Origin of the sequence: Xenorhabdus thuongxuanensis, from assembly GCF_001908095.1 — a bacterium.
GTDB lineage: Bacteria > Pseudomonadota > Gammaproteobacteria > Enterobacterales > Enterobacteriaceae > Xenorhabdus > Xenorhabdus thuongxuanensis.
This window is the reverse complement of record NZ_MKGR01000021.1, coordinates 47,078-69,398: the sequence shown is the minus strand read 5'-3', so window position 1 is coordinate 69,398 and position 22,321 is coordinate 47,078. Positions and strand designations below refer to the sequence as shown.

Below are 22,321 nucleotides of genomic sequence, written 5' to 3'. Positions count from 1 at the left end.
TGACATGATTAATATTACTGAAGCAGCGCAAGCACATTTTGCCAAGCTACTGGCAAATCAAGAACCGGGCACACAGATCCGCGTCTTTGTTATTAATCCAGGAACGCCAACCGCTGAATGCGGTGTTTCCTATTGCCCACCGGATGCTGTTGAAGCCACTGACACTGAATTGAAGTTCGATCAACTCTCTGCTTATGTTGATGAAATTAGTGCACCTTTTCTGGAAGAAGCTGTCATTGATTTTGTGACCGATCAATTGGGTTCCCAACTGACTCTGAAAGCCCCGAACGCTAAAATGCGTAAAGTGGCGGATGATGCCCCACTGATTGATCGTGTTGAATATGTCCTGCAATCGCAAATCAATCCACAACTGGCAGGGCATGGTGGTCGTGTCAGCCTGATGGAAATCACCGATGAAGGTTATGCCATCCTGCAATTCGGTGGTGGATGTAACGGCTGTTCAATGGTCGATGTCACTCTGAAAGAGGGGATTGAAAAACAGTTATTACAGATGTTCCCTGAATTAAAAGGCGTGAAAGACCTGACTGAGCACCAACGCGGTGAACATTCATATTACTGATTTTTCATTCTTGTTTTGACAATTTTTAACCATTTTTCTGTTTCTAACGTTTTCTATCTCTATATTTCTACGCCTTCCCAATGACTATATTGGGAAGGCGGTCAGGTCATACCAGACGGCTATTAAGAAATGAATATATTGAAAATGAAAATTTAGGAAACTTACGTTGAGTATTTATGGACCATTTTCAAACAATAACGCCTGAACAGGCTTACCAGCATTGGCTCGATAAAACCGCAGTCCTGGTTGACATCCGCGATCCACAAAGTTTCCATGCCGGACACGCAACCGGTGCGTTTCACCTAACAAATGAAACGCTCAATAGCTTTCTACAGGAAGCGGATTTTGACCAACCGGTCATGGTGATGTGCTACCACGGCCATAGTAGTCAAGGAGCAGCACAGTACCTGATCAATATAGGTTTTGAGACCGTTTATAGTGTCAATGGTGGTTTTGAAGTCTGGCAAAGAGACTATTCTCACGCAGTCCACACTCAATAAACCTTTAACGCACTGATTCCAATGTAATTAATCCCTATGCAGTTAACCCCAGTGTAATTAACTTCAACTTAAGGCAGAGATAAGACGAGCAATGATCCATATAACCTCAATATCTAACCCTCGGCTGGCTCAGGCCTTTATTGATTATATGGCGACACAAGGCATTCATTTGACCATGCGCCCCACCAATGAGCCACCATTAGTTGAACTCTGGTTAGAGGATGATAGCCAACTAAGTCGGGTTGAAAAGGAGCTTCGCCACTTTGCTCACGATCCACTCAATGAACGCTATCAAGCTGCCAGTTGGCAAACAGGTAAATCTGTCAGCTTCTTCAAGTATCATAACAACCTAAATTTAAGTACGCTCAAAAGCCAGTCTGGCCCACTGACTATTGCCATAACCCTGCTCTGTATCCTCGTTTACTTCTGGATGGCAATGGCGAACATACCGGATGTTATGAACTGGCTAGCATGGCCGGCCAACAGTAATCAGTATCTGGAGTTATGGCGCTGGATAAGCCCAGTTCTATTGCATTTCTCCCTGACACACCTGCTCTTTAACCTTGTATTATGGTGGTATTTCGGCAGCCAGGTTGAGCAGAAGATTGGCAGCGGCAAACTTTTTGAAATCACGATAGTATCAGCAATTTTCAGTGGTTGGGCCCAATCATTGTTCAGCGGATCTCATTTTGGAGGGCTATCCGGTGTCGTCTACGCACTGATCGGGTATGTTTGGCTAACGGGTGAAATCTCTCCCAAACGTGGGATCAGTGCTCCCAGAGGGTTAATTGCTGTCTCTGTCATTTGGTTATTGGTTGGTTATTTCGATCTATTTTCATTGAACATCGCCAATGCCGCCCACGTTGCAGGATTAATCATCGGGTTATTGATGGGGTTATGGGATAATTTGCGTAAACAAAAAAACCAAAAAATGCCAAATAAGCCCCAATAGATTTCAAGTTTCAGCATCGGCTTGAAATAGAGGGGATAATTTTGACCAACTATAATCCATCTATGCACATATTAGGGGAATTTTGTGAAGCAAACTCAGCGACATGATGCAATAATCGAGCTAGTGCGCCTTCAAGGTTATGTCAGCACTGAAGAGCTGGTTGCACATTTTGATGTTAGCCCGCAAACTATTCGACGTGATTTAAATGATCTCGCAGATAAAAATAAAATCCAGCGTCATCACGGCGGAGCCGCTTTGCCATCCAGCTCCGTCAACACAGCCTACCATGACCGCAAGATCATGTGGTCGGATGAAAAAGCCCGCATTGCACAACAAGTTGCCACCCAAATTCCAAACGGTGCAACCCTGTTCATCGATATTGGAACAACACCAGAGGCTGTAGCACATGCCCTGCTCAACCATCACGATTTACGAATTGTCACCAACAATCTCAACGTCGCAACCCTGTTTATGGGCAAAGAAGATTTCCGCCTGATTTTAGCGGGTGGTGAAGTACGCTCCCGCGATGGCGGCATCATTGGTGAAGCAACGCTAGACTTTATTTCCCAGTTCCGTCTTGATTTCGGCATTCTTGGGATAAGCGGTATTGATAGTGATGGTTCACTGCTGGAATTCGATTACCACGAAGTTCGTACCAAACGTGCCATTATCGAAAACTCCCGCTGTGTCATGCTGGTTGCCGATCATTCAAAATTCGGCCGCAATGCCATGGTTAATCTTGGTAACATGAACCTGATTGATTTTTTGTTCACTGATAAAGCACCTCCTTCCGGCGTCCAGAAAATTATCGAACAACACAACGTTAAGCTGGAGTTATGCTAACCACTTTTTAGGTAAGAATGCCGCAATAATATCCCCACCTGATATTCTGGTGGGGCTCCTTTCCGTCAATATTCCCTCTCAAATTTGTATCCCCCAAAATCCTTATTAATCTTATGTATATAAGAAAGTTTTGTTACCTCTATCACGTGAATATGTTTTTTCTGAGTTAATGGTTGGCGACTGATGAATTTTTGATTACAATTCTTGAGCGAAAACGAACATTAAAGAACTGTTTCGAACATTTCAGAGGGGATGCGATGGAAACCAAAGACTTGATTGTAATCGGCGGCGGAATTAACGGCGCTGGTATTGCGGCAGATGCTGCTGGCCGGGGACTTTCTGTCCTACTGTTGGAAGGTCAAGATTTGGCCAGTGCAACTTCGTCTGCCAGCTCCAAGCTGATCCACGGTGGTTTACGCTATCTGGAACATTATGAATTTCGTTTAGTCAGTGAAGCACTGGCAGAACGTGAAGTGCTTTTAAAACTGGCTCCCCATATTGCATTCCCGATGCGTTTTCGCCTGCCACATCAACCACACCTGCGCCCAGCGTGGATGATCCGCATTGGCTTATTCTTGTACGATAACTTAGGCAAACGCGTCAGCTTACCAGGCAGTAAAGGGCTGAAATTTGGTACAAACTCAGTATTGAAGCCAGCTATCACCCGTGGTTTTGAATACTCCGACTGTTGGGTTGACGATGCGCGTCTGGTGGTTCTGAACGCACAGGAAGTGCAGAAACACGGCGGCGAAGTACGTACCCGCACCCAAGTAACCCGTGCATGGCGTGAAAATGGTTATTGGATGGTTGAAGCCACAGACCTCAAAACTGGCGCAACCAATACATGGCGCGCGAAAGGTTTGGTCAACGCAACGGGCCCGTGGGTGAAAAATTTCTTCGATAACGGCCTGCAACTGAAATCACCTTATGGCATCCGTCTGATCAAAGGCAGCCATATCGTTGTGCCTCGCGTTCACGATGAACCGCAGGCTTATATTCTGCAAAATGAAGATCATCGTATCGTGTTTGTTATTCCATGGAATGACGAATTTTCGATTATCGGTACAACGGACGTTGAATACAAAGGCGATCCAAAAGAAGTCAAAATTGACGATAAAGAGATCGGCTATTTGCTGAAAGTCTATAACGACCACTTTAAGAAACAACTTGGTCGCGATGATGTTGTCTGGACTTACTCTGGTGTTCGTCCCCTGTGTGATGATGAATCCGATTCACCACAAGCGATCACCCGTGATTACACGCTGGATGTTCAGGATGAGCAAGGCCAGACGCCATTACTGTCCGTATTTGGCGGTAAGTTAACAACTTATCGTAAACTGGCTGAACACGCTATGGATAAAATGGCGCAATACTACCCTAACTCGGGCAAGGCATGGACCAAAAATGGCAAGTTACCAGGTAGTGAGCTGGAAGGTTGTGATCGCGATGGTTATGCGCGCCTGTTGCGTCAGCGTTATAACTGGCTGCCAGAAGGCGTAGCACTGCGTTATGCTCGTACTTACGGCAGCAACAGCCAATTCATCCTGCAAGGCGCAGAAGCGCTGGCCGATCTCGGTGAATGTTTCGGCCATAATTTGTATGAAGCTGAACTGCGTTATTTGGTTGAACATGAATGGGTAACACAGTTAGATGATGCTATCTGGCGTCGTACCAAACTGGGCATGTGGCTGACGGATGAACAAAAACAGCGTGTAGCTGACTGGCTGGCACAAAACGCCAAAGCCGCTTAATTGCAAGATTGATGTTGAAAATGGTGATAAAAATTATCGCCATTTTTCATTTCGATTTATTTTTATCATATAAGTTTTTTCCCGCTCATTAATGTCTGAAAACGACCGTAAATTTTCGAAATCAATCATCGCTATTTTCCATCGAAATTCCCTTATTTTGCATTTAATTCAACTGGTTATTTAACGTACATGTTTTTGTCACTGTGATAGTATGTTAGAAATCAAATCAGGAGATATCCATGTTAACGATTCGGAATGCAACAATAAAAGACGCTACACTACTATCCTGGCTACTGGAAACAAGCTATCGTTTTCACTTTTCTTATTTATGGAATGATAAAGATGAACTGGAAGAGTATATTGCGGGAGAAAGCTCCATAGGGAATATATTGACTTCATTACAATCTCCCGACCATAAATGGTTTATTGCTGAATCCCAGAATACTATCGGCTCAAATATCACTACTCTCCAAAATACAAGCTCTTCCAACATTATTGGATTCAGTAAAATCGTCTTAAATCAACCTATTCCTGATAAAAATCTTACTGGCATCTATTTGCATAAGCTCTATCTGATGCCAAAACTAACCGGACAAAAATATGGTGATCAATTATTTGATCATGTGGTGAAATTTGGTCATGAACAAGGGGAAAAGTGGCTTTGGCTGGAAGCATTGGAACAGAACACTTCTGCCATCAAATTTTATGTTAGAAAAGGGATGAAGCGACAAAAAGATATTATTTTTTCCAGCCCAAAACAGCAAAGTACCATGCATATAATGGCGAAAAAACTATCCGATTAAATTCCAATAGCCAAATTTCTTGCCAGATACCTATATCTGATCCAGCAACTAATTTAACTTGGTTATCAATCTTTGGTTACCGTAATGCTCATTTTACGGAAAATTTGCCATTTGAAATAAAAGGGCACGGCTTAAATATGGTAAATAGCATACTTTCAAAAAATATTAGACGCAGTTAGATAAATATTACTTGACCTCTAGTTAGCTTGAGGTTTTATAGTGTTTCCATTAACCGGGGAAAATAAATAATCAGGATGCTTTTGTTTCTTTGGTGAATCATTTGCATCCTTTCTATTTTTAAATAAAAAATAATCATAAGATTTAAAATGAAAACACCCAATGTATTTCAAATTATTTAAAAATTTGAATAAGGAGAATAATAATGTCATTGGAAATGGTTACTGCCTATCGTAAATCGAATGCACTATATGCTTTTGTAGACAGTAAAGCACCATTATACTTAAGTACTCAAGATGGCAAAACAGTGGAGCAAATTGCTCAGTTATGCAACGTTTATCAAGATAGATTCCATAATCTATTGAATTATATGCAAACACTCAATGTGTTAACAAAAAAAGATGATAAATTTTACCTTACTGAACAATGGGCATCACTCAGTGATCCAAATAGCTTTGAAACATTATATATAAAGTTCGAATTAGATCCTGCCTTCTGGAACGCCTGGTCACAATACAGTGCGTCCTTAAGTAAAAGGAATGAAAAATCTGCTTTTGAACTTACCCATCATGAGCCATTTTTTGATTATCTCAATCATGAAAATAATAAAACTATCAAAACTATTTTTGATGATTTATTGGCAAAAATGACCGATGAGATGAATAAACATATTATTGAACATATCCCTCTCAATGGCATTTCTTCATTTATTGATATCGGGGGTGGGGTGGGCTCTTTTGCAAAAAATATAAAAAAACATTACCCAAATACTCAATGTCATGTTATGGATCAATATGATTTTACCAGACAAGAATCAGAAGAAATTACTTTCATTAATGGTAATTTCTTCTCTGCTATTCCATCAGGATATGATGCTTATAGCATAAAAAATGTTTTGGATGATTGGCCAGATAATAAAGCCATTGACATTCTCAAAAATTGTCAAAAAGCAATGCGAGAAGATTCCGTTTTATATGTTATCGATATGATTAAAGAACCAAATGAGGCAGTGTCATTTGATTTATATATAGATACTCTTCTGTTAGGCCGGAAACGGTATCAATCAGAATTTGAATTTATGGCAAAACAGGCTGGATTATCTATTACAAATATCTACGACTTGAATTTTTCAACAGAAAATGGCTGCTACTACATTATCGAAATGAAAAAATAAATTTACACTGAGATGACAGCCTCGGGGCTGGAATTATGGCCCCTACTAGGCCCATACAATTTTCAGACAAAAGACATAGTCTTTCTTCAAATTATAAAAAATCAGTGCAATATTCTGTCAATTGACAGAAACATTAGATATATACTATATAAAACCTAAAGTTAACTTAAGGTCAATAGATATGGAGAAAGATAAGAATATTAATTTTGATAGAGCGTTAACTATCGGAGAGGTATCAAAACGTAGCGGAGTTGCTATATCTACTCTCCATTTTTATGAATCGAAAGGGTTAATCAAAAGTTCACGCAATCAAGGTAACCAACGCCGTTTTCCTTCAATTGTATTGCGTTATATTGCGATCATCAAAGTTGCACAGAACACTGGTTTCTCTCTGAAAGAGATAAAAAAAGCACTAGACCAGTTCCCACCTGATAGTAAATTGACAGCCGAACAATGGCTAACATTTTCTTTACAATTGCAGGGTATTCTGGATCAACGCATTAAAAAACTCATCCGATTACGAGATAATTTAGGTAATTGTATTGGATGTGGATGCCTTTCGTTAACCGAGTGTCCTTTACGTAATCCGAATGATGTTCTTGGACAAGATGGAGCCGGTCCAAGAATTTTAGAAGAGGATTAAACACGCTGTTCAGTCGCATCTTGAGGGAGTCACCCCCATTTTATCGGCCGGCCGATTTCGTACATCCAGCCTGAATTTAAACGTTAATAAACAGCCTGAGGATTACCGCTGCCTTGCCTTTGACAAATCCCCTCAGGCCACTCTGTTTCCTTGACTTAACAACGCTTATCCTAACCGTGATTATACCGACGCCGCAAAATCTCCTTGCTGCCGCTCTACCAACGTCAGGATGCTATAAAGCGCCACCGGCTGTTGCTCCTGATTCAACACCTGCACATCCCACATCACCACGCCATGTGGTTTATCTTCCGGTGTCTTCTGGACTTTCTTAATCTTCTTCTTGCAGGTCAAACGAACTTGAATGGTATCGCCAATCTTGACCGGTTCAATGAAACGCAGGTTTTCCATACCGTAGTTGGCAAGCACCGGCCCTACCGCACCATCAACGAACAAACCCGCAGCAGCCGATACAACAAAATAACCATGTGCCACACGCTCGCCAAACAAGGATTCAGCCGCGCCGATTTTATCCACGTGGGCGTAAAAATGATCACCACTCAGGCAGGCGAAATTCACGATATCCGCTTCCGTCACCGTCCGGCGAGCAGTCAGTAAACTTTCACCAATTTCAATTTGTTCAAAGTACTTGCGGAATGGATGAATCTGTTCTTCCTTCACTTTCGCGCCACGCACCCACTCACGACCAATCGCTGCCAGCATACTTGGGCTGCTTTGAATCGCTGTACGCTGCATATAGTGTTTCACGGCACGCAAGCCCCCCAACTCTTCTCCACCACCAGCACGCCCTGGCCCACCATGTACCAATATGGGTAGCGGAGAGCCATGTCCCGTGGATTCCGCAGAAGCTGTTTCATCCAGCACCAACATACGACCATGAGCACATGCTGTCGCACGGATCACCTGGACTGCAATCTGTTCATCTGCCGTCACCAATGACCCAGCCAAACTACCCTGTCCCATCATCGCCAATGCAATCGCCTGCTCAGTATCCTGATACGCCATTAATGTGGCAACCGGCCCAAAAGCTTCCGTGCTGTGTACTACCTGATTAGTCATTGGAGCAGCGCAGTAAAGCAACGTCGATGGATAGAATGCGCCATTACTGTTGCTATCGCCTGTCAGTACGAGTTTCTCCAGTGAACCGCCACACAAAACCTCGCAACCACTATTGCGCAATTCGTTGACTCTCGCCTGCACCTCATCACGCTGTTCCAGGTTAATCAACGCCCCCATGCGTACTTCTGGCAAAGTAGGATCGCCAACTGCCACACCAGATAACCGCTTGAGAAGCGCTTGTTTGACCGCTTCCATTTGGCTGGCAGGTACAATAACACGCCGGATAGCCGTACATTTCTGACCAGCCTTCACCGTCATTTCACGAGTAACTTCCTTGATAAAAACACCAAATTCCGGCATGTCAGGTGTCACATCCTCGCCTAAAATGCAGCAATTAAGCGAATCTGCTTCCATCGTAAAAGGAATGGATTTTTCTATCAGTCGCGGATGGACACGCAACTTCCGCCCCGTTTGTGCAGAGCCGGTAAACGTCACGGCATCCTGATAATCGAGATGATCAAACAAATCACCAATGCCACCACAGATCAATTGCAATACCCCTTCCGGCACCAGGCCGCTATCGATGATCATTTTCACCATCGCCTGTGTCAGTTGGGCGGATGCCGTAGCAGGCTTGATAATCGCTGGCATGCCTGCCATCCACGTTGGTGCCAATTTTTCCAGCATCCCCCAACAAGGAAAGTTAAACGCATTGATATGCAGTGCAACACCGGGGCGGGAAGTCAGCACATGGCGTGCCACAAACTGGGATTGTTTAGATAGCGGGATCATCTCATCTTCCGGCCACAGGATATCATCCGGCAATTCGCGCCCTGCTAATCCTGCATACGAGAACAGGGTTGCTATGCCCCCCTCAATATCCACCCAACTATCCGCACGGGTTGCACCTGTTTCTGTGGAAATGGCATACAGTGCTTCTTTGTTGGCAAGCAGGTGTTTTGCAACTGCCTTCATCATCTGCGCACGTTGCTGGAACGTCATCGCAGCCAGTGCTCTTCCTCCTTTTTCACGGGCGTAAACTAGACTTTCTGCCAATGGCAAACCTTCTGAAGATACCTGATACAAAGCTTCGCCGCTTACTGCATGATGGATAGTTCTGGGATTGCCTTGCCCATAAACCCAAGCACCACAAATGTAACTCGTTAACTGTTGCATTTTTTTCTCCACCGATTTAACCAATGAAACAATCATTAAGTAATGGAATGCCATTTATGTATCACATATATGATTGACAAAACCACCCACATAATTAACAAAATACAAACATTTACACCTAACCCCTTGTTAATATTTATCCCGTCGCTAAATGAAAATAATTAAGTAATTGTTTTATAAAAAATTAAAATTCATATTGTGATGTGAACAACAAATACCCAATTTTTGTATTTGCTATTTTTGTTATCAGTTTGTAGATTTGTGGTTATAAAAAGTGATTCGTTTTTATGTCTTATATCAGAAAATAAGAATCATAATGGAGTCGCATATGACAACTGATCCACTTCAGGCGAGCTTTGAGGCAAAAATAGTAGCAGATCTCTCTATTGAGGCTAAAGATTGGATGCCCGAAGCCTATCGCCAAACCCTGATACGCCAGATCGGTCAACACGCACACTCGGAAGTCGTCGGCATGTTACCGGAAGCTAATTGGATCACCCGTGCCCCGACACTGCGTCGCAAGGCCATATTGCTGGCGAAAGTACAAGATGAAGCAGGACACGGGCTGTATCTCTACAGCGCCGCTGAGACATTGGACTGTTCCCGTCAGGACATCTACCAAAAACTGTTGGATGGCAAGATGAAATATTCCTCGATCTTTAACTATCCCACCCTCAGTTGGGCAGATGTTGGCGTGATTGGCTGGCTGGTGGATGGCGCAGCGATCGTCAATCAAGTTGCCTTGTGCCGTGCCTCTTACGGTCCTTACGCCCGCGCGATGGTAAAAATCTGCAAGGAAGAAAGCTTCCACCAACGGCAAGGTTATGAAGCAGTAACAGTGCTGGCGAATGGCAGCGAAACCCAGCGTGCCATGTTACAAGATGCCATTAACCGCTTCTGGTGGCCGACATTGATGATGTTTGGTCCCAATGACAGTGATTCTCCCAACAGTGCCCAGAGCATGGCGTGGAAAATCAAGCGATTCAGCAATGATGAACTGCGACAAAAATTCATCGACAACACCGTGCCCCAGTTGGAAGCCCTGGGTATGACAGCTCCCGATCCTGAGCTGGTTTGGGATGAAACAACAGGGCATTACCGTTTTGGTGAAATTAATTGGGATGAATTCTATCAAGTGCTGAAAGGGCAAGGGATATGCAATCACGAACGTCTGGAAGCCAAACGCCGGGCTTGGGAAAACGGAAGTTGGGTACGGGAAGCGGCTTCTACTCATGCCAGAAAAATAGCTGCCAAAAATCACGCCACTTAATGTCTTATGTTACCTGAACAGCATCGAAGGGAGTGACTCTAATGAAAGATACCGATTGGCCACTGTACGAAGTCTTTGTCCGTAGCAAACAGGGATTAGCGCACCGTCACGTCGGCAGCCTCCACGCGGCAGATGATCAAATGGCACTGGAAAACGCACGCGATGCCTACACTCGGCGCAATGAAGGTTGTTCCATCTGGGTAGTGAAATCCATCTATCTGGTGGCTTCACAACCGGAAGAACGGGGCGCTTTCTTCGAGCCATCGGAGGACAAGATCTACCGTCATCCGACTTTCTACACCATACCTGATGGCATCAAGAATATGTAAGGGGTGAGAATATGAATATACACAGTATTTCATCACCCAGCCATGCCCTGTTCAAATATGTACTTCGTCAGGGAGATACCCCGCTGATTCTGGCACAGCGCCTGTGCGAATGGTGTGGACATGCGCCAGAACTGGAAATTGACCTTGCACTGTCCAATATCGGACTCGATCTATTGGGACAAGCACGCCATTTCCTCAGTTATGCAGCTACTCTTTCAAGACAGGATGAAGATCATCTGGCGTTTTGGCGTCATGAGCGCGAATTCTGCAATCTGCTGCTGGTGGAACAACCCAATGGCGGCTTTAACGACACCTTGGTACGCCAATTTTTTATTGATGCCTATCACGTCTTACTGCATCAGGCTCTGGGACAAAGCCGAGATCATCAGTTAGCGGCCATTAGTGCCAAGTCGTTGAAAGAGGTGGAATATCACCTGCGATTTAGCCGAGGCTGGATGATCAGATTGGGGGATGGAACAGAACTGAGTCACGAAAAAATCCAACAGTCCGTTAATCAACTGTGGCGCTTTACCGGCGAACTATTCCATTGCGACGAAATAGAGCAGCAATTGGCAGAAGAAGGCATTGCCGTTGATCTCGGCACCCTGCATGAACCGTGGCTGCAAATCATCAACGAAACGTTCACCGAAGCCACGCTAGAAATGCCACAGGAGGCACCTTATCGACAAGGTGGAAAACAAGGACTGCACACAGAACATTTGGGATACATCTTGGCAGAAATGCAATACCTGCAACGCACCTATCCCAACTGCAACTGGTGACAAAAACGGTCAGAAAACAGAGGGTAATGGGAGAAGATCATGGAACAGCTATGCAATACTCACTCTTATTCAGAGATACAGCCGCCGGAAATTCATCAAATCTGGCAATGCCTGCACCAAATTGCTGATCCAGAACTTCCTGCACTCTCCATTACTGATCTTGGCATGATACGGGCTGTCACGTCCTTGCAAAACGGCTGGCGGGTGACATTTACCCCAACCTATTCCGGCTGTCCTGCGACGGAATACCTGCTCGAAACCATTCAGGAAATTCTGGCACAAGCAGGCTTTTCTCCGGTGCATATTGAAGTAAGCCTGACCCCTGCGTGGACCACCGATTGGATAAATACAGATGCCAAACAACGCTTGCGAGAATCCGGCATTGCCCCTCCCCAAGGATTAGCTTGCGAAAAAACGGCAAACATGGATCCCATTATCTGCCCGCACTGTGGCAGCCACGCAACAGAAAAAATCAGCGAATTCGGTTCCACTGCCTGCAAAGCCCTCTATCGCTGTCGAGATTGTTGGGAACCATTTGATTATTTCAAATGCATTTAACGAGGGTGCACTTAAAGAGGAAAGTAAGATGTCCACTTTGCATCAAACACGCTCACATGGCTTTCACCGCTTAAGTATTGCCGCCATCGAAAGGGAAACGCCGGATGCTGTGGTCGTTACCCTGCATATTCCTGCTGAACTGAAAAAACAGTTCTGCTATCACCCTGGCCAACACCTGACACTCAAGGCGAAAGTAAATAACGAAGAACTACGCCGCTGCTACTCCATCTGTAGCTCACCGTTGGATGATGTATTACAAATTGGTGTCAAGGCCATTCACCAAGGCCGCTTTTCGACCTTCATCAATCAACAATTAAAAGTCGGGGATGAGCTGGAAGTCATGCAGCCACAAGGAAATTTTGGTCATCACCCCAATACAGGCCAACAGGGGCATTATCTGGCTATCGCCGCTGGTTCGGGTATCACTCCCATTTTATCGATCATCAAAAGTACGCTGGCACTAGAACCCAATAGTACTTTTACGCTTATTTATGGCAATCGCACCAGCCGCTCTACCATGTTCAAAGAAACACTGGCCGATCTCAAGAATTGCTACCTCAGCCGTTTTCAGGTGCTGTACCTGTTTAGTCAGGAATCCACTGATAGCCCACTGTTTAACGGACGCATTGATACTGAGCACCTAAACCGCATTGGCAAAACCCTGCTCAATTTTACCCAATTTGACCATGCTTTTCTCTGTGGGCCGGAAACCATGTTGGATGACGCTCATTCTGCGCTGGAACAGGTGGGAATACCTGCTAAACGTATCCATAGTGAACGCTTCAATACCGGACAAGCCACAATAAATTCCCGACAGCCAGCCAATCTCACAGAACGTAGTGAGACTCGCGTTGAGATCCACCTGGATGGTCGCACCCTCAATATTGCCATGAACGCCGAAGATGACAGTATCCTCGATGCCGCATTGCGCCAGGGCGCAGACTTACCCTACGCCTGCAAAGGAGGAGTATGTGCTACCTGTAAATGCCGGCTTAAATCCGGCGAAGTGGACATGAGGGTGAACTACAGCCTGGAACCCGATCAATTGGCTGCCGGTTATATCTTAAGCTGCCAGTCATGGCCGAAAGGCGATGGCGTAGTTGTCGATTTTGATGTCTAGCCACTTTCATATGCTTGTGAGGAACTACCATGAGTCAGGAATGGATTTTATGCCACCAGCAGCAAAGAGTACGCACATTAACCCTAAATCGGCCAGAAGTGCGCAATGCCCTCAGTAATGACTGTCTGGAACAACTCGTGCAGCAATTGGAATTCGCGGATACGGATAACGGAACCGGAGTCATTGTTATTACGGGATCAGCGCGCTGTTTCGCGGCAGGTGCCGACCTGAAAGAACTGCAACAACAAAACATTGCTACAGCCATGACTGATCGCCGCCCACAACTTTGGCAACGTTTAAATAATATCAGCAAACCCCTGATCGCTGCTGTCAATGGTTACGCACTTGGCGCGGGCTGCGAACTGGCATTGGCTTGTGATTTGGTGATTTGTGGAGAAAACGCCCGTTTTGGTCTGCCAGAAATCACCCTGGGGTTGATGCCAGGGGCGGGGGGAACACAACGGCTCATCCGCAGCGTCGGCAAGGCATCGGCTTACCAGATGGTATTGACCGGCGAGGCTATCGATGCCCATCGCGCCCTGGAAGCGGGGCTGGTCAGTGAGGTTTGCACTGATGCCCTGACATTAGAGCGTGCAGAGCAACTCGCCCAACGCATCAGTGAATTTTCCCCTCTGGCACTTCGGGCAGCTAAAGCAGCCCTCAAGGCCGCACAAGAAACAAGCCTGTCACAAGGGCTACTCGCCGAACGCCAGCATTTTGTTACGTTGGCAGGCACAACCGATCGTCAGGAAGGCATCTCCGCCTTTCTGGAAAAACGTAAACCAACATTTAAGGGGTTCTGACAGATGGAAAACATGTCAACGGTACTGACTGATATACAAGCAGGTGTCCTTAGCATTACTCTCAACCGTCCAGAATGCCTCAATAGCTTTAACGAGGAACTGCACCGACAATTAAGTCAGGCAATGGATATTGCTGAACAGGATAAGTCCGTACGCTGTGTCCTGCTCACCGGAACCGGACGCGGCTTCTGCGCCGGACAAGATTTAAATGATCGCAATGCCATCATTTCTGATGGCTGTATCCCTGATCTCGGCCAATCTGTTGAACGCTACTACAACCCGCTGATCCGACGTATGACTTCCCTGCCTAAGCCCATTATTTGCGCTGTCAACGGCGTGGCGGCTGGTGCTGGTGTCTCCCTTGCCCTGGCTTGTGACATTGTGATCGCTTCCCGTACCGCCAGCTTTATTCAGGCTTTCTGCCGTATTGGCCTGACACCTGATTCTGGCGGTAGCTGGTTCCTGCCCCATAAGATTGGACAAGCGCGAGCAATGGGGATGGCACTTTTGGGCGACAAAATCAGCGCTGAACAAGCACTGGATTGGGGAATGATCTGGCAAGTCGTTGAGCCAGAAGAGTTGGAAGATAAAACCCAGAAGCTCGCTCTACACCTTGCTGCCCAACCTACTTTGGCTCTTGGCTGCATCAAGCAAGCCACCTATGCAGCCGCAACCAATACACTGGAACAACAGCTTGCTCTCGAACGAGATTTACAACGCCTGTGCGGGCATAGCGAAGATTTTCGTGAAGGTGTCAATGCGTTCATTGAAAAACGCCAGCCAACGTTCAAGGGGAAATGATCATGACCACGCCTCACCTCCACGGCTCCATAGCCGTTATCGGTGCGGGAACAATGGGTATCGGCATTGCCCAAGTTGCAGCTCAGGCAGGACATTCCGTCCTGCTGTTTGACCTCAATGGCGAAGCGGTCAGTCAGGCACTGGACAATTTACATGCTCGCCTGCATCAACGTGTGGCAGCAGGCAAAGCAGAGGCCAGCGCAACAGAAGCTCTGTTACAACGCATCACTCAGGTAAATTCGTTACATACGCTGGCACCGTGTGGTCTGGTGATCGAAGCCATTGTCGAACAACTGGAAGCTAAACAGAATCTCTTCCAACAACTGGAATCCATTTGTTCACACCAAACCCTGTTTGCCAGCAATACTTCATCATTGTCGATTACCGCCATTGCCCGTGTTCTGTCTGCTCCGCAACGCATGGCAGGGCTACATTTTTTCAACCCAGCCCCCCTAATGAAGCTGGTGGAAATCGTACAAGGTTTGGAAACCTCCCCTCAAACCGTGGCAACACTCAAAACCCTCGTGACGGGCTGGAAAAAACAGCCTGTGATTTGCCGTTCTACGCCGGGGTTTATCGTCAATCGCATCGCCCGTCCATTCTATGCTGAAACCCTGCGCGCACTGGAAGAACGGATTGCGACACCCGCCACACTGGATGCAGTCCTCAAAGAATCGGGCGGTTTTGCGATGGGACCATTACAACTGATGGATTTGATTGGCAATGACATTAACTATACTGTAACCGAATCCCTGTTCCATGCCTTCCATTACGATCCCCGCTTTCAGCCTTCACTACTGCAAAAAGAGTTGGTGGATGCCGATCATCTTGGACGCAAACGCGGTCGTGGTTTCTATTCCTATGATATAAAAGGAAACAACAGCATAAGAAAAAACGGTGGAACAAAAGAAACCCAGCCACAGCCTAAAATAGAGCCGAAACACACCAAAGCACAAAAACAGCCGGTGCGGATCAAGGCGACAGGAAATTGGGCAGCATTGCCACACTTTGTTGCCCTGTTACAACAGCCTAAGTTACAGCAATATGGAATCCTCTTCGAAGAAAGCAAAAATGACCGATTCCACTCCCCGACTTTACAGGTTGATGAAACGCTCTTGATTCTGGCCAAAGGGAGAACCAGTGCACAGATTGCTGACGAAGTCAGGGCACCCGTGGTGCAATTTGATCTTTCTGCCAATCACCAATTGGCTTCTATCATGACTCTTAGTGCCGCCTGCCAGAATACGCCCCAACAAACAGCAAAGGTGATCGGTTTTCTGCAATCCCTCGGTAAGCAAGTTATTCTCCTGCCAGATTATCCCGCCCTGCTAACCATGCGTACCGTTGCTATGTTGTGCAACGAGGCATTGGATGCCATTCATAAAGGTATCGCCAGCGCTGAAGATATCGATCTGGCGATGTGCCATGGTGTGAATTATCCCATCGGCCCTCTGGCATGGGGGGAACAGTTGGGTTGGAAACATATTCTCAGTACGTTGGAAAACTTGCAAAAGTTCTATGGTGAATCCCGTTACCGCCCAGCGCCCTTGCTGCGCCAATTAGCGGCGGGACATACCAGACTCCCTCTCCAGCAGGCCCAACAACACAAGAAAGGGGATAACCATGCAAGATAATGGTAACACAGCAAGCCAACTGGCTCGCCATCACGTTGAAGCCATGTATACCCAAGATGCCTGTGCCCAAAATATGGGAATGCACATTGAGCATATCGATATCGGATTCGCCCGACTCAGTATGAAAATAGTACCCAATATGCTCAACGGCCATCAAAGTTGTCATGGTGGCATTCTGTTCAGCCTGGCGGATACAGCTTTCGCCTATGCCTGTAACAGCGAGGGACTGGCAGCCGTCGCTTCCAGAGGCAGCATTGATTTTATCCGTCCGGCATTGGTGGGTGATCAACTAACCGCCACTGCTTCTGTTCGGCATCAAGGCAAAAACACTGGCCTATATGATGTGGAGATCATCAATCAGAATAGCAAAGTTGTCGCTTTTTTCCGCGGTTACTCCTATCGTCTCAGTCACCCTATTTCTGGCAATACTGAGGAAAAAACCCAGCCAAACTGTCAGGGAGAACAATCATGAATCATGCATTTATCTGTGATGGTATCCGCACACCTATCGGCCGTTATGGTGGTGCGCTATCCAGCCTGCGGGCTGATGATCTGGCAGCCCTGCCGCTACGGGCATTGATGACTCGTTATCCAGCATTGGATTGGGAACAAATTGACGATGTGATCTTTGGCTGCGCTAATCAGGCAGGAGAAGATAATCGCAACGTCGCACGCATGGCACTATTGTTAGCAGGAGTGCCAAATTCGGTTTCTGGCACGACAGTCAATCGGTTATGTGGCTCAGGTCTGGATGCACTGGCCTTCGCCGCTCGCAGTATTAAATCCGGCGATGCTCAACTGATATTGGCGGGTGGCGTTGAATCCATGACCCGTGCTCCTTTTGTGATGAGCAAAACAGACCGTGCTTTCAGCCGACAGGCTGAGATCTTTGATACCACCCTTGGCTGGCGCTTTATTAACCCTCTGATGCAACAACAATTCGGCACAGACTCCATGCCAGAAACGGCAGAAAATGTCGCAGCCCAATTTAAAATTAGCCGTGATGACCAAGATGCCTTCGCCCTGCGCAGCCAGCAACGTGCCGCCAGAGCGCAACGACGTGGCGTACTGGCCGAGGAAATCATCCCTGTTACTCTCCCTCCAGCCAACAAAAAAGGTGTAGCAACGGTCATTTCACAGGATGAGCATCCCCGACCAGAAACGACGCTCGAACAATTACAACGGCTCAAAACCCCATTTCGTGCAGACGGCACCATCACCGCGGGTAACGCTTCCGGTGTTAACGATGGTGCTGCGGCGCTGATCATCGCCTCAGAAACGGCTGCCTTACGCCAAGGGCTGACACCACGGGCGCGCATCATCGCAACAGCAACATGTGGTGTTGAACCACGCATCATGGGGATCGGGCCACTGCCTGCGACTCGCAAGGTACTGGAACTCACAGGCTTAACCCTAAATCAAATGGATGTTATTGAACTGAATGAGGCTTTCGCTGCACAGGCGCTGGCTGTCATACGCCAACTGGGATTACCAGATGATGCAGAGCACGTAAACCCGAATGGAGGAGCAATTGCACTAGGACATCCTTTGGGTATGAGCGGAACCCGTCTTGCGCTGACAGCCACCCTTGAACTGGAGCGACGTGCCGGACGTTACGCCTTATGCACCATGTGTATTGGCGTGGGACAAGGCATCGCCATGATTATTGAACGTGTTTCATAGCAGCTATTTTCACAACGATCATTTTTAACAACAATAAACTGATACACAGTTACCTGACTTAACCAACACCTGCATATCACTACGTGCACATAACGATAAAAGCAACCTGTTACAAACAAATCAACAAAAGGACAGGAAATTATGAGCAACAACGTACAAAACCTAAAAAAATCCTCTGCACAACCTCTGGACGCCATTGAATTTGCTTCACGTGATGAGATTCAGGCGTGGCAATTTAACCAGATGAAATGGACCCTCAACCACGCCTACAGCAACGTTCCCATGTACCGCCACAAATTTGATGCAGCAGGTATCCATCCGAGTGATTTCAAGCAACTCAGTGACATCGCCAAATTTCCTTACACCACCAAGCAAGATCTGCGGGAACACTATCCTTTTGATGCCTTCGCCGTCCCGATGGAGCAGGTCGTGCGCATCCACGCATCATCCGGCATGACCGGAAGTCCTACTGTGGTAGGTTATACCCAACGGGATATCGACACGTGGGCAAATATCATTGCCCGTTGTCTGCGCTTTGCCGGAGTCAGTGCCAAAGATAAAGTTCACATTGCTTACGGTTACGGCCTGTTCACGGGAGGTTTGGGAGCACACTATGGTGCTGAACGATTGGGAGCAACAGTCATTCCAATGTCTGGTGGCAACACCATCAAACAGGCAAAACTGATTATGGACTTCAAACCGGACATCATTATGATGACGCCTTCTTACTGCCTGACTTTATTGGATGAACTGGAGCGCCAAATGGGTGGGGATGCCAGCACGTGTTCCTTACGTATTGGCATCTTTGGCGCCGAACCGTGGACAGCCGCTTTGCGTACTGAAATTGAAACACGCCTGGGTATCAAGGCATTGGACATCTACGGCCTGTCCGAAGTGATGGGGCCAGGCGTTGCCATGGAATCACTGGAATACGCCGACGGTTCTACCATTTGGGAAGATCATTTCTACCCTGAAGTCATTGATCCTGACAACCTGAATAATCTGGCAGATGGCGAAACCGGAGAATTAGTTTTCACTACCCTAAGCAAAGAAGCCATGCCCGTGATCCGCTATCGCACCCGCGACCTGACACGCTTATTACCCGGTACGGCACGTAATATGCGTCGCATGGACAGGATCACCGGCCGTTCCGATGACATGCTGATTATCCGTGGCATCAATGTCTTCCCATCACAAATAGAAGAACAGATTATACGCTTTAAGGAGCTTTCCCCTCATTATCAATTGGAAGTCAACCACGAGGGTAACCATGACTGCTTGTTAGTCAAAGTTGAACTGAAAGAGCCAGATCTGCTGAACCACGAACAACGTTGCAACCTCTGTCATCAATTGCGCCATCACATAAAATCGACAGTAGGACTTAGCACCGATGTCAGTATCGTCAATTGTGGTGTCATTCCACGCTCAGAAGGTAAAGCGGTACGGGTAATCGATAACCGACCACGCGAATAACTTTCTGCCACCGCAAGTTAAATGCGATGAAACAGCGGTGGCACCTTTTTCAATGGTATTTTTCCCAACAGTATGTTGCTCCGAAGGGTTTTCTCTAAGCATATCGATTAAGCTTATCGATACAGTTATGCTAACGTTATGACACACTTTTGAGCAAATCATAGAAACTATGGCACATAAACTTGACGATTTTATCCAACACGCACTCAATGCACAGCCTGTCAGCGGAACATCGCTGATCATCTCCTTATATGGGGACGCCCTGAATCACCGTGGCGGTGAAGTTTGGCTTGGCAGTTTGAGCCTCTTGCTGGAACCGATGGGGTTTAGTGACCGTTTCGTGAGAACATCCGTATTCAGGCTGCAAAAAGAGGGGTGGCTTACGGTAGAAAAACTAGGGCGACGCAGTTATTACCGCATCGCCGAGCGGGGAATGCATCAATTTCGTCATGCAGAGGATAAAATCTATCTCAATGAGCAGCCAGAATGGGATGGCAAGTGGGATCTGCTGCTACTGGAAGGCACCACCAAAAACGAACGTAACCGTTTAAGAAAAGAGCTGACCTGGTTCGGTTTCGCGCAATTTAACAGCACCCTGATCGCCGCACCAAGCCATTCCCAAAGAGACATTCCTTCCCTGTTGGGGGAGCTCGACGCCAGCGATTCCGTCATCTATTTCCGTGCTGATTATCCTTACCCACGTTCGGAACAGAGCTTGAAAGAACTCGTCTCTAACAATTGGTCACTGGAGCAGATATCACAGCATTATCACGAATTTATTGTTTCCTTCCGCCCATTGATGACACTGCTGCGGGATTGCCATGAGGACGACCTGACACCAGAACGCTGTTTCCAATTGCGCCTGCTGCTGATCCACTTTTACCGCCGCATAGCCCTGCGCGATCCATTACTGCCTGATGCCCTGTTGCCCGCACAATGGGAAGGGCAAATTGCCCGTAATTTGTGTATAAATATTTATCAATATATTGGTCTTGCTGCAACACGCTACGTCAGTGAACGTTGCGAAACGACCATTGGCCAATTACCTCAACCCACCGCCGCGTATTACCGACGTTTTGGCGGGTTGCACAATGAAATGAATACGCTATGAAAAACTATTTCGACAGTCCCTTTAAGGGCAAAACATTAGCGGAACAGGTTACCAATCCCAAATTCAGGTTGGCCGTTTCAGTTATTATTCCGGTTACTATCACGGTCATTCATTTGACGAATGTGCCCGTTATTTATCACCTGATTTAACCAATGTCGATAAGCTCATCATCGGATATTGAAGCTCTATATCAGTGGTGGAAAGCTCAAAAAGGATAATCATATTTTTGCTCGCCTGCTAAAGTAACTAGTTCGTATATAATCATTATTTATCTGATCAGGCATCGTAACCTTCCTCCTGATTAATAGCCCTATGTGCAAAAATAAGGAAAATCCATGTCAAAACTCATCTATTATGTTGCCGCCACAATGGATGGTTATATTGCTACTAAAAACCATGAATTAGGTTGGTTATATGATTTCCCTCCAGGCAATGACGCCACTCCTTATGATGAATTTTATCAAAATATCGGAGCCACAATTATGGGAGCTGGAACCTATGAGTGGATTATGAAAAATGCCGCGGGTGAATGGCCGTATCAAAATATCCCTTCCTTTATCCTCTCCTCAAGAAACTTAACGATTTCTGCCAACATTAATGCCGTTATCACTCATGATAATCCCCAAAATATTGCCGCCGAGGCAAGAGTCGCTGCTAAAGGGAAAGATGTTTGGGTAATTGGGGGAGGTAAAACTGCCGCAAGCTTTGCCGATGCCGGAGAGTTACAACAACTATTTATTACCACCATTCCGATCTTCTTAGGCTCTGGTATTCCTGTCCTGCCCGTTAGTCAAGCTATCCATGTGACGCCTAATAAGCAAAGATGCTTACGAAGTGGCGCGATTGAAACAATTATGGATATTAAAATGATATGACTGGTTATTTGGCATATTTGCTGACTAATTGTCGGTTATGAGGTATACAGTTTTTGATATTTTACCAACCGATGGTATGAACTCATAACCTACATCTATTAATACCAAAAAAAGCTAAAAACCCGATAATAATAAGCACCATGAATATAAAAAACCCTTTAATTTCAAATCAATGGCCTAAAGTGTGATCTAAAACTCAAACAAAG

The 22,321-nt window shown here is 46.2% G+C and carries 22 protein-coding genes and 1 pseudogene; 22 read left to right on the top strand and 1 reads right to left on the bottom strand.

Annotation, left to right across the window (positions count from 1 at the left end):
- The first annotated feature begins 4 nt into the window (after positions 1-4).
- From nfuA to soxR, 8 genes are all read left to right on the top strand, one after another.
- Complete coding sequence (nfuA, locus tag Xentx_RS13560; protein ID WP_074020757.1) at positions 5-580, top strand: Fe-S biogenesis protein NfuA; 576 nt, start codon at positions 5-7, stop codon at positions 578-580.
- Positions 581-756: 176 nt separating this feature from the next.
- The gene (glpE, locus tag Xentx_RS13555; RefSeq protein ID WP_074020756.1) at positions 757-1,080 is read left to right on the top strand and encodes a thiosulfate sulfurtransferase GlpE; all 324 of its coding nucleotides are present in this window, start codon (positions 757-759) and stop codon (positions 1,078-1,080) included.
- Between the two features lie 91 nt (positions 1,081-1,171).
- Positions 1,172-2,032, top strand: coding sequence for a rhomboid family intramembrane serine protease GlpG (glpG, locus tag Xentx_RS13550; RefSeq protein ID WP_074020755.1), 861 nt, complete (start codon positions 1,172-1,174; stop codon positions 2,030-2,032).
- An 84-nt stretch (positions 2,033-2,116) separates the two neighbouring features.
- Positions 2,117-2,875 (top strand): DeoR/GlpR family transcriptional regulator, encoded by a 759-nt coding sequence (locus Xentx_RS13545; RefSeq protein WP_074020754.1) that lies wholly within the window; start codon positions 2,117-2,119, stop codon positions 2,873-2,875.
- A 257-nt stretch (positions 2,876-3,132) separates the two neighbouring features.
- Entirely contained in the window at positions 3,133-4,626 is a 1,494-nt protein-coding gene (gene glpD, locus Xentx_RS13540) for a glycerol-3-phosphate dehydrogenase (protein ID WP_074020753.1), read from the top strand.
- Between the two features lie 239 nt (positions 4,627-4,865).
- Complete coding sequence (locus Xentx_RS13535; RefSeq protein WP_074020752.1) at positions 4,866-5,429, top strand: GNAT family N-acetyltransferase; 564 nt, start codon at positions 4,866-4,868, stop codon at positions 5,427-5,429.
- Positions 5,430-5,811: 382 nt separating this feature from the next.
- Positions 5,812-6,780 (top strand): methyltransferase, encoded by a 969-nt coding sequence (locus Xentx_RS13525; RefSeq protein ID WP_074020750.1) that lies wholly within the window; start codon positions 5,812-5,814, stop codon positions 6,778-6,780.
- Between the two features lie 181 nt (positions 6,781-6,961).
- Positions 6,962-7,423, top strand: coding sequence for a redox-sensitive transcriptional activator SoxR (soxR, locus tag Xentx_RS13520; RefSeq protein ID WP_074020749.1), 462 nt, complete (start codon positions 6,962-6,964; stop codon positions 7,421-7,423).
- 180 nt (positions 7,424-7,603) lie between these two features.
- Here soxR and paaZ read toward each other — a convergent pair whose 3' ends face one another.
- Positions 7,604-9,676 carry a phenylacetic acid degradation bifunctional protein PaaZ gene (gene paaZ, locus Xentx_RS13515; RefSeq protein WP_074020748.1) on the bottom strand — a complete coding sequence of 691 codons (2,073 nt, stop codon included), beginning with the start codon at positions 9,674-9,676 and terminating at the stop codon, positions 7,604-7,606.
- A 328-nt stretch (positions 9,677-10,004) separates the two neighbouring features.
- Here paaZ and paaA point away from each other — a divergent pair, with 328 nt between their 5' ends.
- From paaA to Xentx_RS13445, 14 genes and pseudogenes are all read left to right on the top strand, one after another.
- Positions 10,005-10,946 (top strand): 1,2-phenylacetyl-CoA epoxidase subunit PaaA, encoded by a 942-nt coding sequence (gene paaA / locus Xentx_RS13510; RefSeq protein WP_074020747.1) that lies wholly within the window; start codon positions 10,005-10,007, stop codon positions 10,944-10,946.
- 41 nt (positions 10,947-10,987) lie between these two features.
- Positions 10,988-11,275, top strand: a complete 288-nt coding sequence (paaB, locus tag Xentx_RS13505; protein ID WP_074020746.1) for a 1,2-phenylacetyl-CoA epoxidase subunit PaaB — start codon at positions 10,988-10,990, stop codon at positions 11,273-11,275.
- An 11-nt stretch (positions 11,276-11,286) separates the two neighbouring features.
- Complete coding sequence (paaC, locus tag Xentx_RS13500; protein WP_074020745.1) at positions 11,287-12,057, top strand: 1,2-phenylacetyl-CoA epoxidase subunit PaaC; 771 nt, start codon at positions 11,287-11,289, stop codon at positions 12,055-12,057.
- A gap of 39 nt (positions 12,058-12,096) precedes the next feature.
- The gene (paaD, locus tag Xentx_RS13495) at positions 12,097-12,615 is read left to right on the top strand and encodes a 1,2-phenylacetyl-CoA epoxidase subunit PaaD (protein WP_074020744.1); all 519 of its coding nucleotides are present in this window, start codon (positions 12,097-12,099) and stop codon (positions 12,613-12,615) included.
- 28 nt (positions 12,616-12,643) lie between these two features.
- Positions 12,644-13,735, top strand: a complete 1,092-nt coding sequence (gene paaE, locus Xentx_RS13490) for a 1,2-phenylacetyl-CoA epoxidase subunit PaaE (protein ID WP_074020743.1) — start codon at positions 12,644-12,646, stop codon at positions 13,733-13,735.
- A gap of 29 nt (positions 13,736-13,764) precedes the next feature.
- The gene (gene paaF / locus Xentx_RS13485; RefSeq protein WP_074020742.1) at positions 13,765-14,538 is read left to right on the top strand and encodes a 2,3-dehydroadipyl-CoA hydratase PaaF; all 774 of its coding nucleotides are present in this window, start codon (positions 13,765-13,767) and stop codon (positions 14,536-14,538) included.
- A 3-nt stretch (positions 14,539-14,541) separates the two neighbouring features.
- Positions 14,542-15,339 (top strand): 2-(1,2-epoxy-1,2-dihydrophenyl)acetyl-CoA isomerase PaaG, encoded by a 798-nt coding sequence (gene paaG, locus Xentx_RS13480; RefSeq protein ID WP_074020741.1) that lies wholly within the window; start codon positions 14,542-14,544, stop codon positions 15,337-15,339.
- Between the two features lie 2 nt (positions 15,340-15,341).
- Positions 15,342-16,973: a 3-hydroxyacyl-CoA dehydrogenase gene (locus Xentx_RS13475; RefSeq protein WP_074020740.1), complete on the top strand. Its 1,632-nt coding sequence runs from the start codon at positions 15,342-15,344 to the stop codon at positions 16,971-16,973.
- Positions 16,963-17,445: a hydroxyphenylacetyl-CoA thioesterase PaaI gene (gene paaI, locus Xentx_RS13470; protein WP_074020739.1), complete on the top strand. Its 483-nt coding sequence runs from the start codon at positions 16,963-16,965 to the stop codon at positions 17,443-17,445. The genes Xentx_RS13475 and paaI overlap by 11 nt, the downstream gene beginning before the upstream one ends.
- On the top strand, positions 17,442-18,656 hold the full coding sequence (gene pcaF / locus Xentx_RS13465) for a 3-oxoadipyl-CoA thiolase (protein ID WP_074020738.1): 1,215 nt from the start codon (positions 17,442-17,444) through the stop codon (positions 18,654-18,656). The genes paaI and pcaF overlap by 4 nt, the downstream gene beginning before the upstream one ends.
- Positions 18,657-18,797: 141 nt before the next feature.
- On the top strand, positions 18,798-20,129 hold the full coding sequence (gene paaK, locus Xentx_RS13460) for a phenylacetate--CoA ligase PaaK (protein ID WP_074020737.1): 1,332 nt from the start codon (positions 18,798-18,800) through the stop codon (positions 20,127-20,129).
- Between the two features lie 169 nt (positions 20,130-20,298).
- Positions 20,299-21,240 (top strand): phenylacetic acid degradation operon negative regulatory protein PaaX, encoded by a 942-nt coding sequence (gene paaX, locus Xentx_RS13455; RefSeq protein ID WP_074020736.1) that lies wholly within the window; start codon positions 20,299-20,301, stop codon positions 21,238-21,240.
- Positions 21,237-21,415 (top strand): annotated as a pseudogene (locus Xentx_RS13450) (type B chloramphenicol O-acetyltransferase); the annotation flags it as partial. The gene paaX and the pseudogene Xentx_RS13450, both read left to right, overlap by 4 nt.
- A gap of 160 nt (positions 21,416-21,575) precedes the next feature.
- Positions 21,576-22,115 (top strand): dihydrofolate reductase family protein, encoded by a 540-nt coding sequence (locus Xentx_RS13445; protein ID WP_074020735.1) that lies wholly within the window; start codon positions 21,576-21,578, stop codon positions 22,113-22,115.
- Positions 22,116-22,321 lie beyond the last annotated feature (206 nt).

Excerpts from the sequence above, each read along its gene's own strand:
- paaB (WP_074020746.1), top strand. The coding sequence starts at position 10,988 with ATGAAAGATACCGATTGGCCACTGTACGAAGTCTTTGTCCGTAGCAAA.
- glpG (WP_074020755.1), top strand. The coding sequence starts at position 1,172 with ATGATCCATATAACCTCAATATCTAACCCTCGGCTGGCTCAGGCCTTT.
- Xentx_RS13535 (WP_074020752.1), top strand. The coding sequence starts at position 4,866 with ATGTTAACGATTCGGAATGCAACAATAAAAGACGCTACACTACTATCC.
- paaI (WP_074020739.1), top strand. The coding sequence starts at position 16,963 with ATGCAAGATAATGGTAACACAGCAAGCCAACTGGCTCGCCATCACGTT.
- paaC (WP_074020745.1), top strand. The coding sequence starts at position 11,287 with ATGAATATACACAGTATTTCATCACCCAGCCATGCCCTGTTCAAATAT.
- paaK (WP_074020737.1), top strand. The coding sequence starts at position 18,798 with ATGAGCAACAACGTACAAAACCTAAAAAAATCCTCTGCACAACCTCTG.
- paaF (WP_074020742.1), top strand. The coding sequence starts at position 13,765 with ATGAGTCAGGAATGGATTTTATGCCACCAGCAGCAAAGAGTACGCACA.
- glpE (WP_074020756.1), top strand. The coding sequence starts at position 757 with ATGGACCATTTTCAAACAATAACGCCTGAACAGGCTTACCAGCATTGG.
- paaD (WP_074020744.1), top strand. The coding sequence starts at position 12,097 with ATGGAACAGCTATGCAATACTCACTCTTATTCAGAGATACAGCCGCCG.
- Xentx_RS13475 (WP_074020740.1), top strand. The coding sequence starts at position 15,342 with ATGACCACGCCTCACCTCCACGGCTCCATAGCCGTTATCGGTGCGGGA.
- Xentx_RS13445 (WP_074020735.1), top strand. The coding sequence starts at position 21,576 with ATGTCAAAACTCATCTATTATGTTGCCGCCACAATGGATGGTTATATT.
- soxR (WP_074020749.1), top strand. The coding sequence starts at position 6,962 with ATGGAGAAAGATAAGAATATTAATTTTGATAGAGCGTTAACTATCGGA.
- pcaF (WP_074020738.1), top strand. The coding sequence starts at position 17,442 with ATGAATCATGCATTTATCTGTGATGGTATCCGCACACCTATCGGCCGT.
- paaA (WP_074020747.1), top strand. The coding sequence starts at position 10,005 with ATGACAACTGATCCACTTCAGGCGAGCTTTGAGGCAAAAATAGTAGCA.
- Xentx_RS13525 (WP_074020750.1), top strand. The coding sequence starts at position 5,812 with ATGTCATTGGAAATGGTTACTGCCTATCGTAAATCGAATGCACTATAT.
- glpD (WP_074020753.1), top strand. The coding sequence starts at position 3,133 with ATGGAAACCAAAGACTTGATTGTAATCGGCGGCGGAATTAACGGCGCT.
- paaE (WP_074020743.1), top strand. The coding sequence starts at position 12,644 with ATGTCCACTTTGCATCAAACACGCTCACATGGCTTTCACCGCTTAAGT.
- paaG (WP_074020741.1), top strand. The coding sequence starts at position 14,542 with ATGGAAAACATGTCAACGGTACTGACTGATATACAAGCAGGTGTCCTT.
- nfuA (WP_074020757.1), top strand. The coding sequence starts at position 5 with ATGATTAATATTACTGAAGCAGCGCAAGCACATTTTGCCAAGCTACTG.
- paaX (WP_074020736.1), top strand. The coding sequence starts at position 20,299 with ATGGCACATAAACTTGACGATTTTATCCAACACGCACTCAATGCACAG.
- paaZ (WP_074020748.1), bottom strand. The coding sequence starts at position 9,676 with ATGCAACAGTTAACGAGTTACATTTGTGGTGCTTGGGTTTATGGGCAA.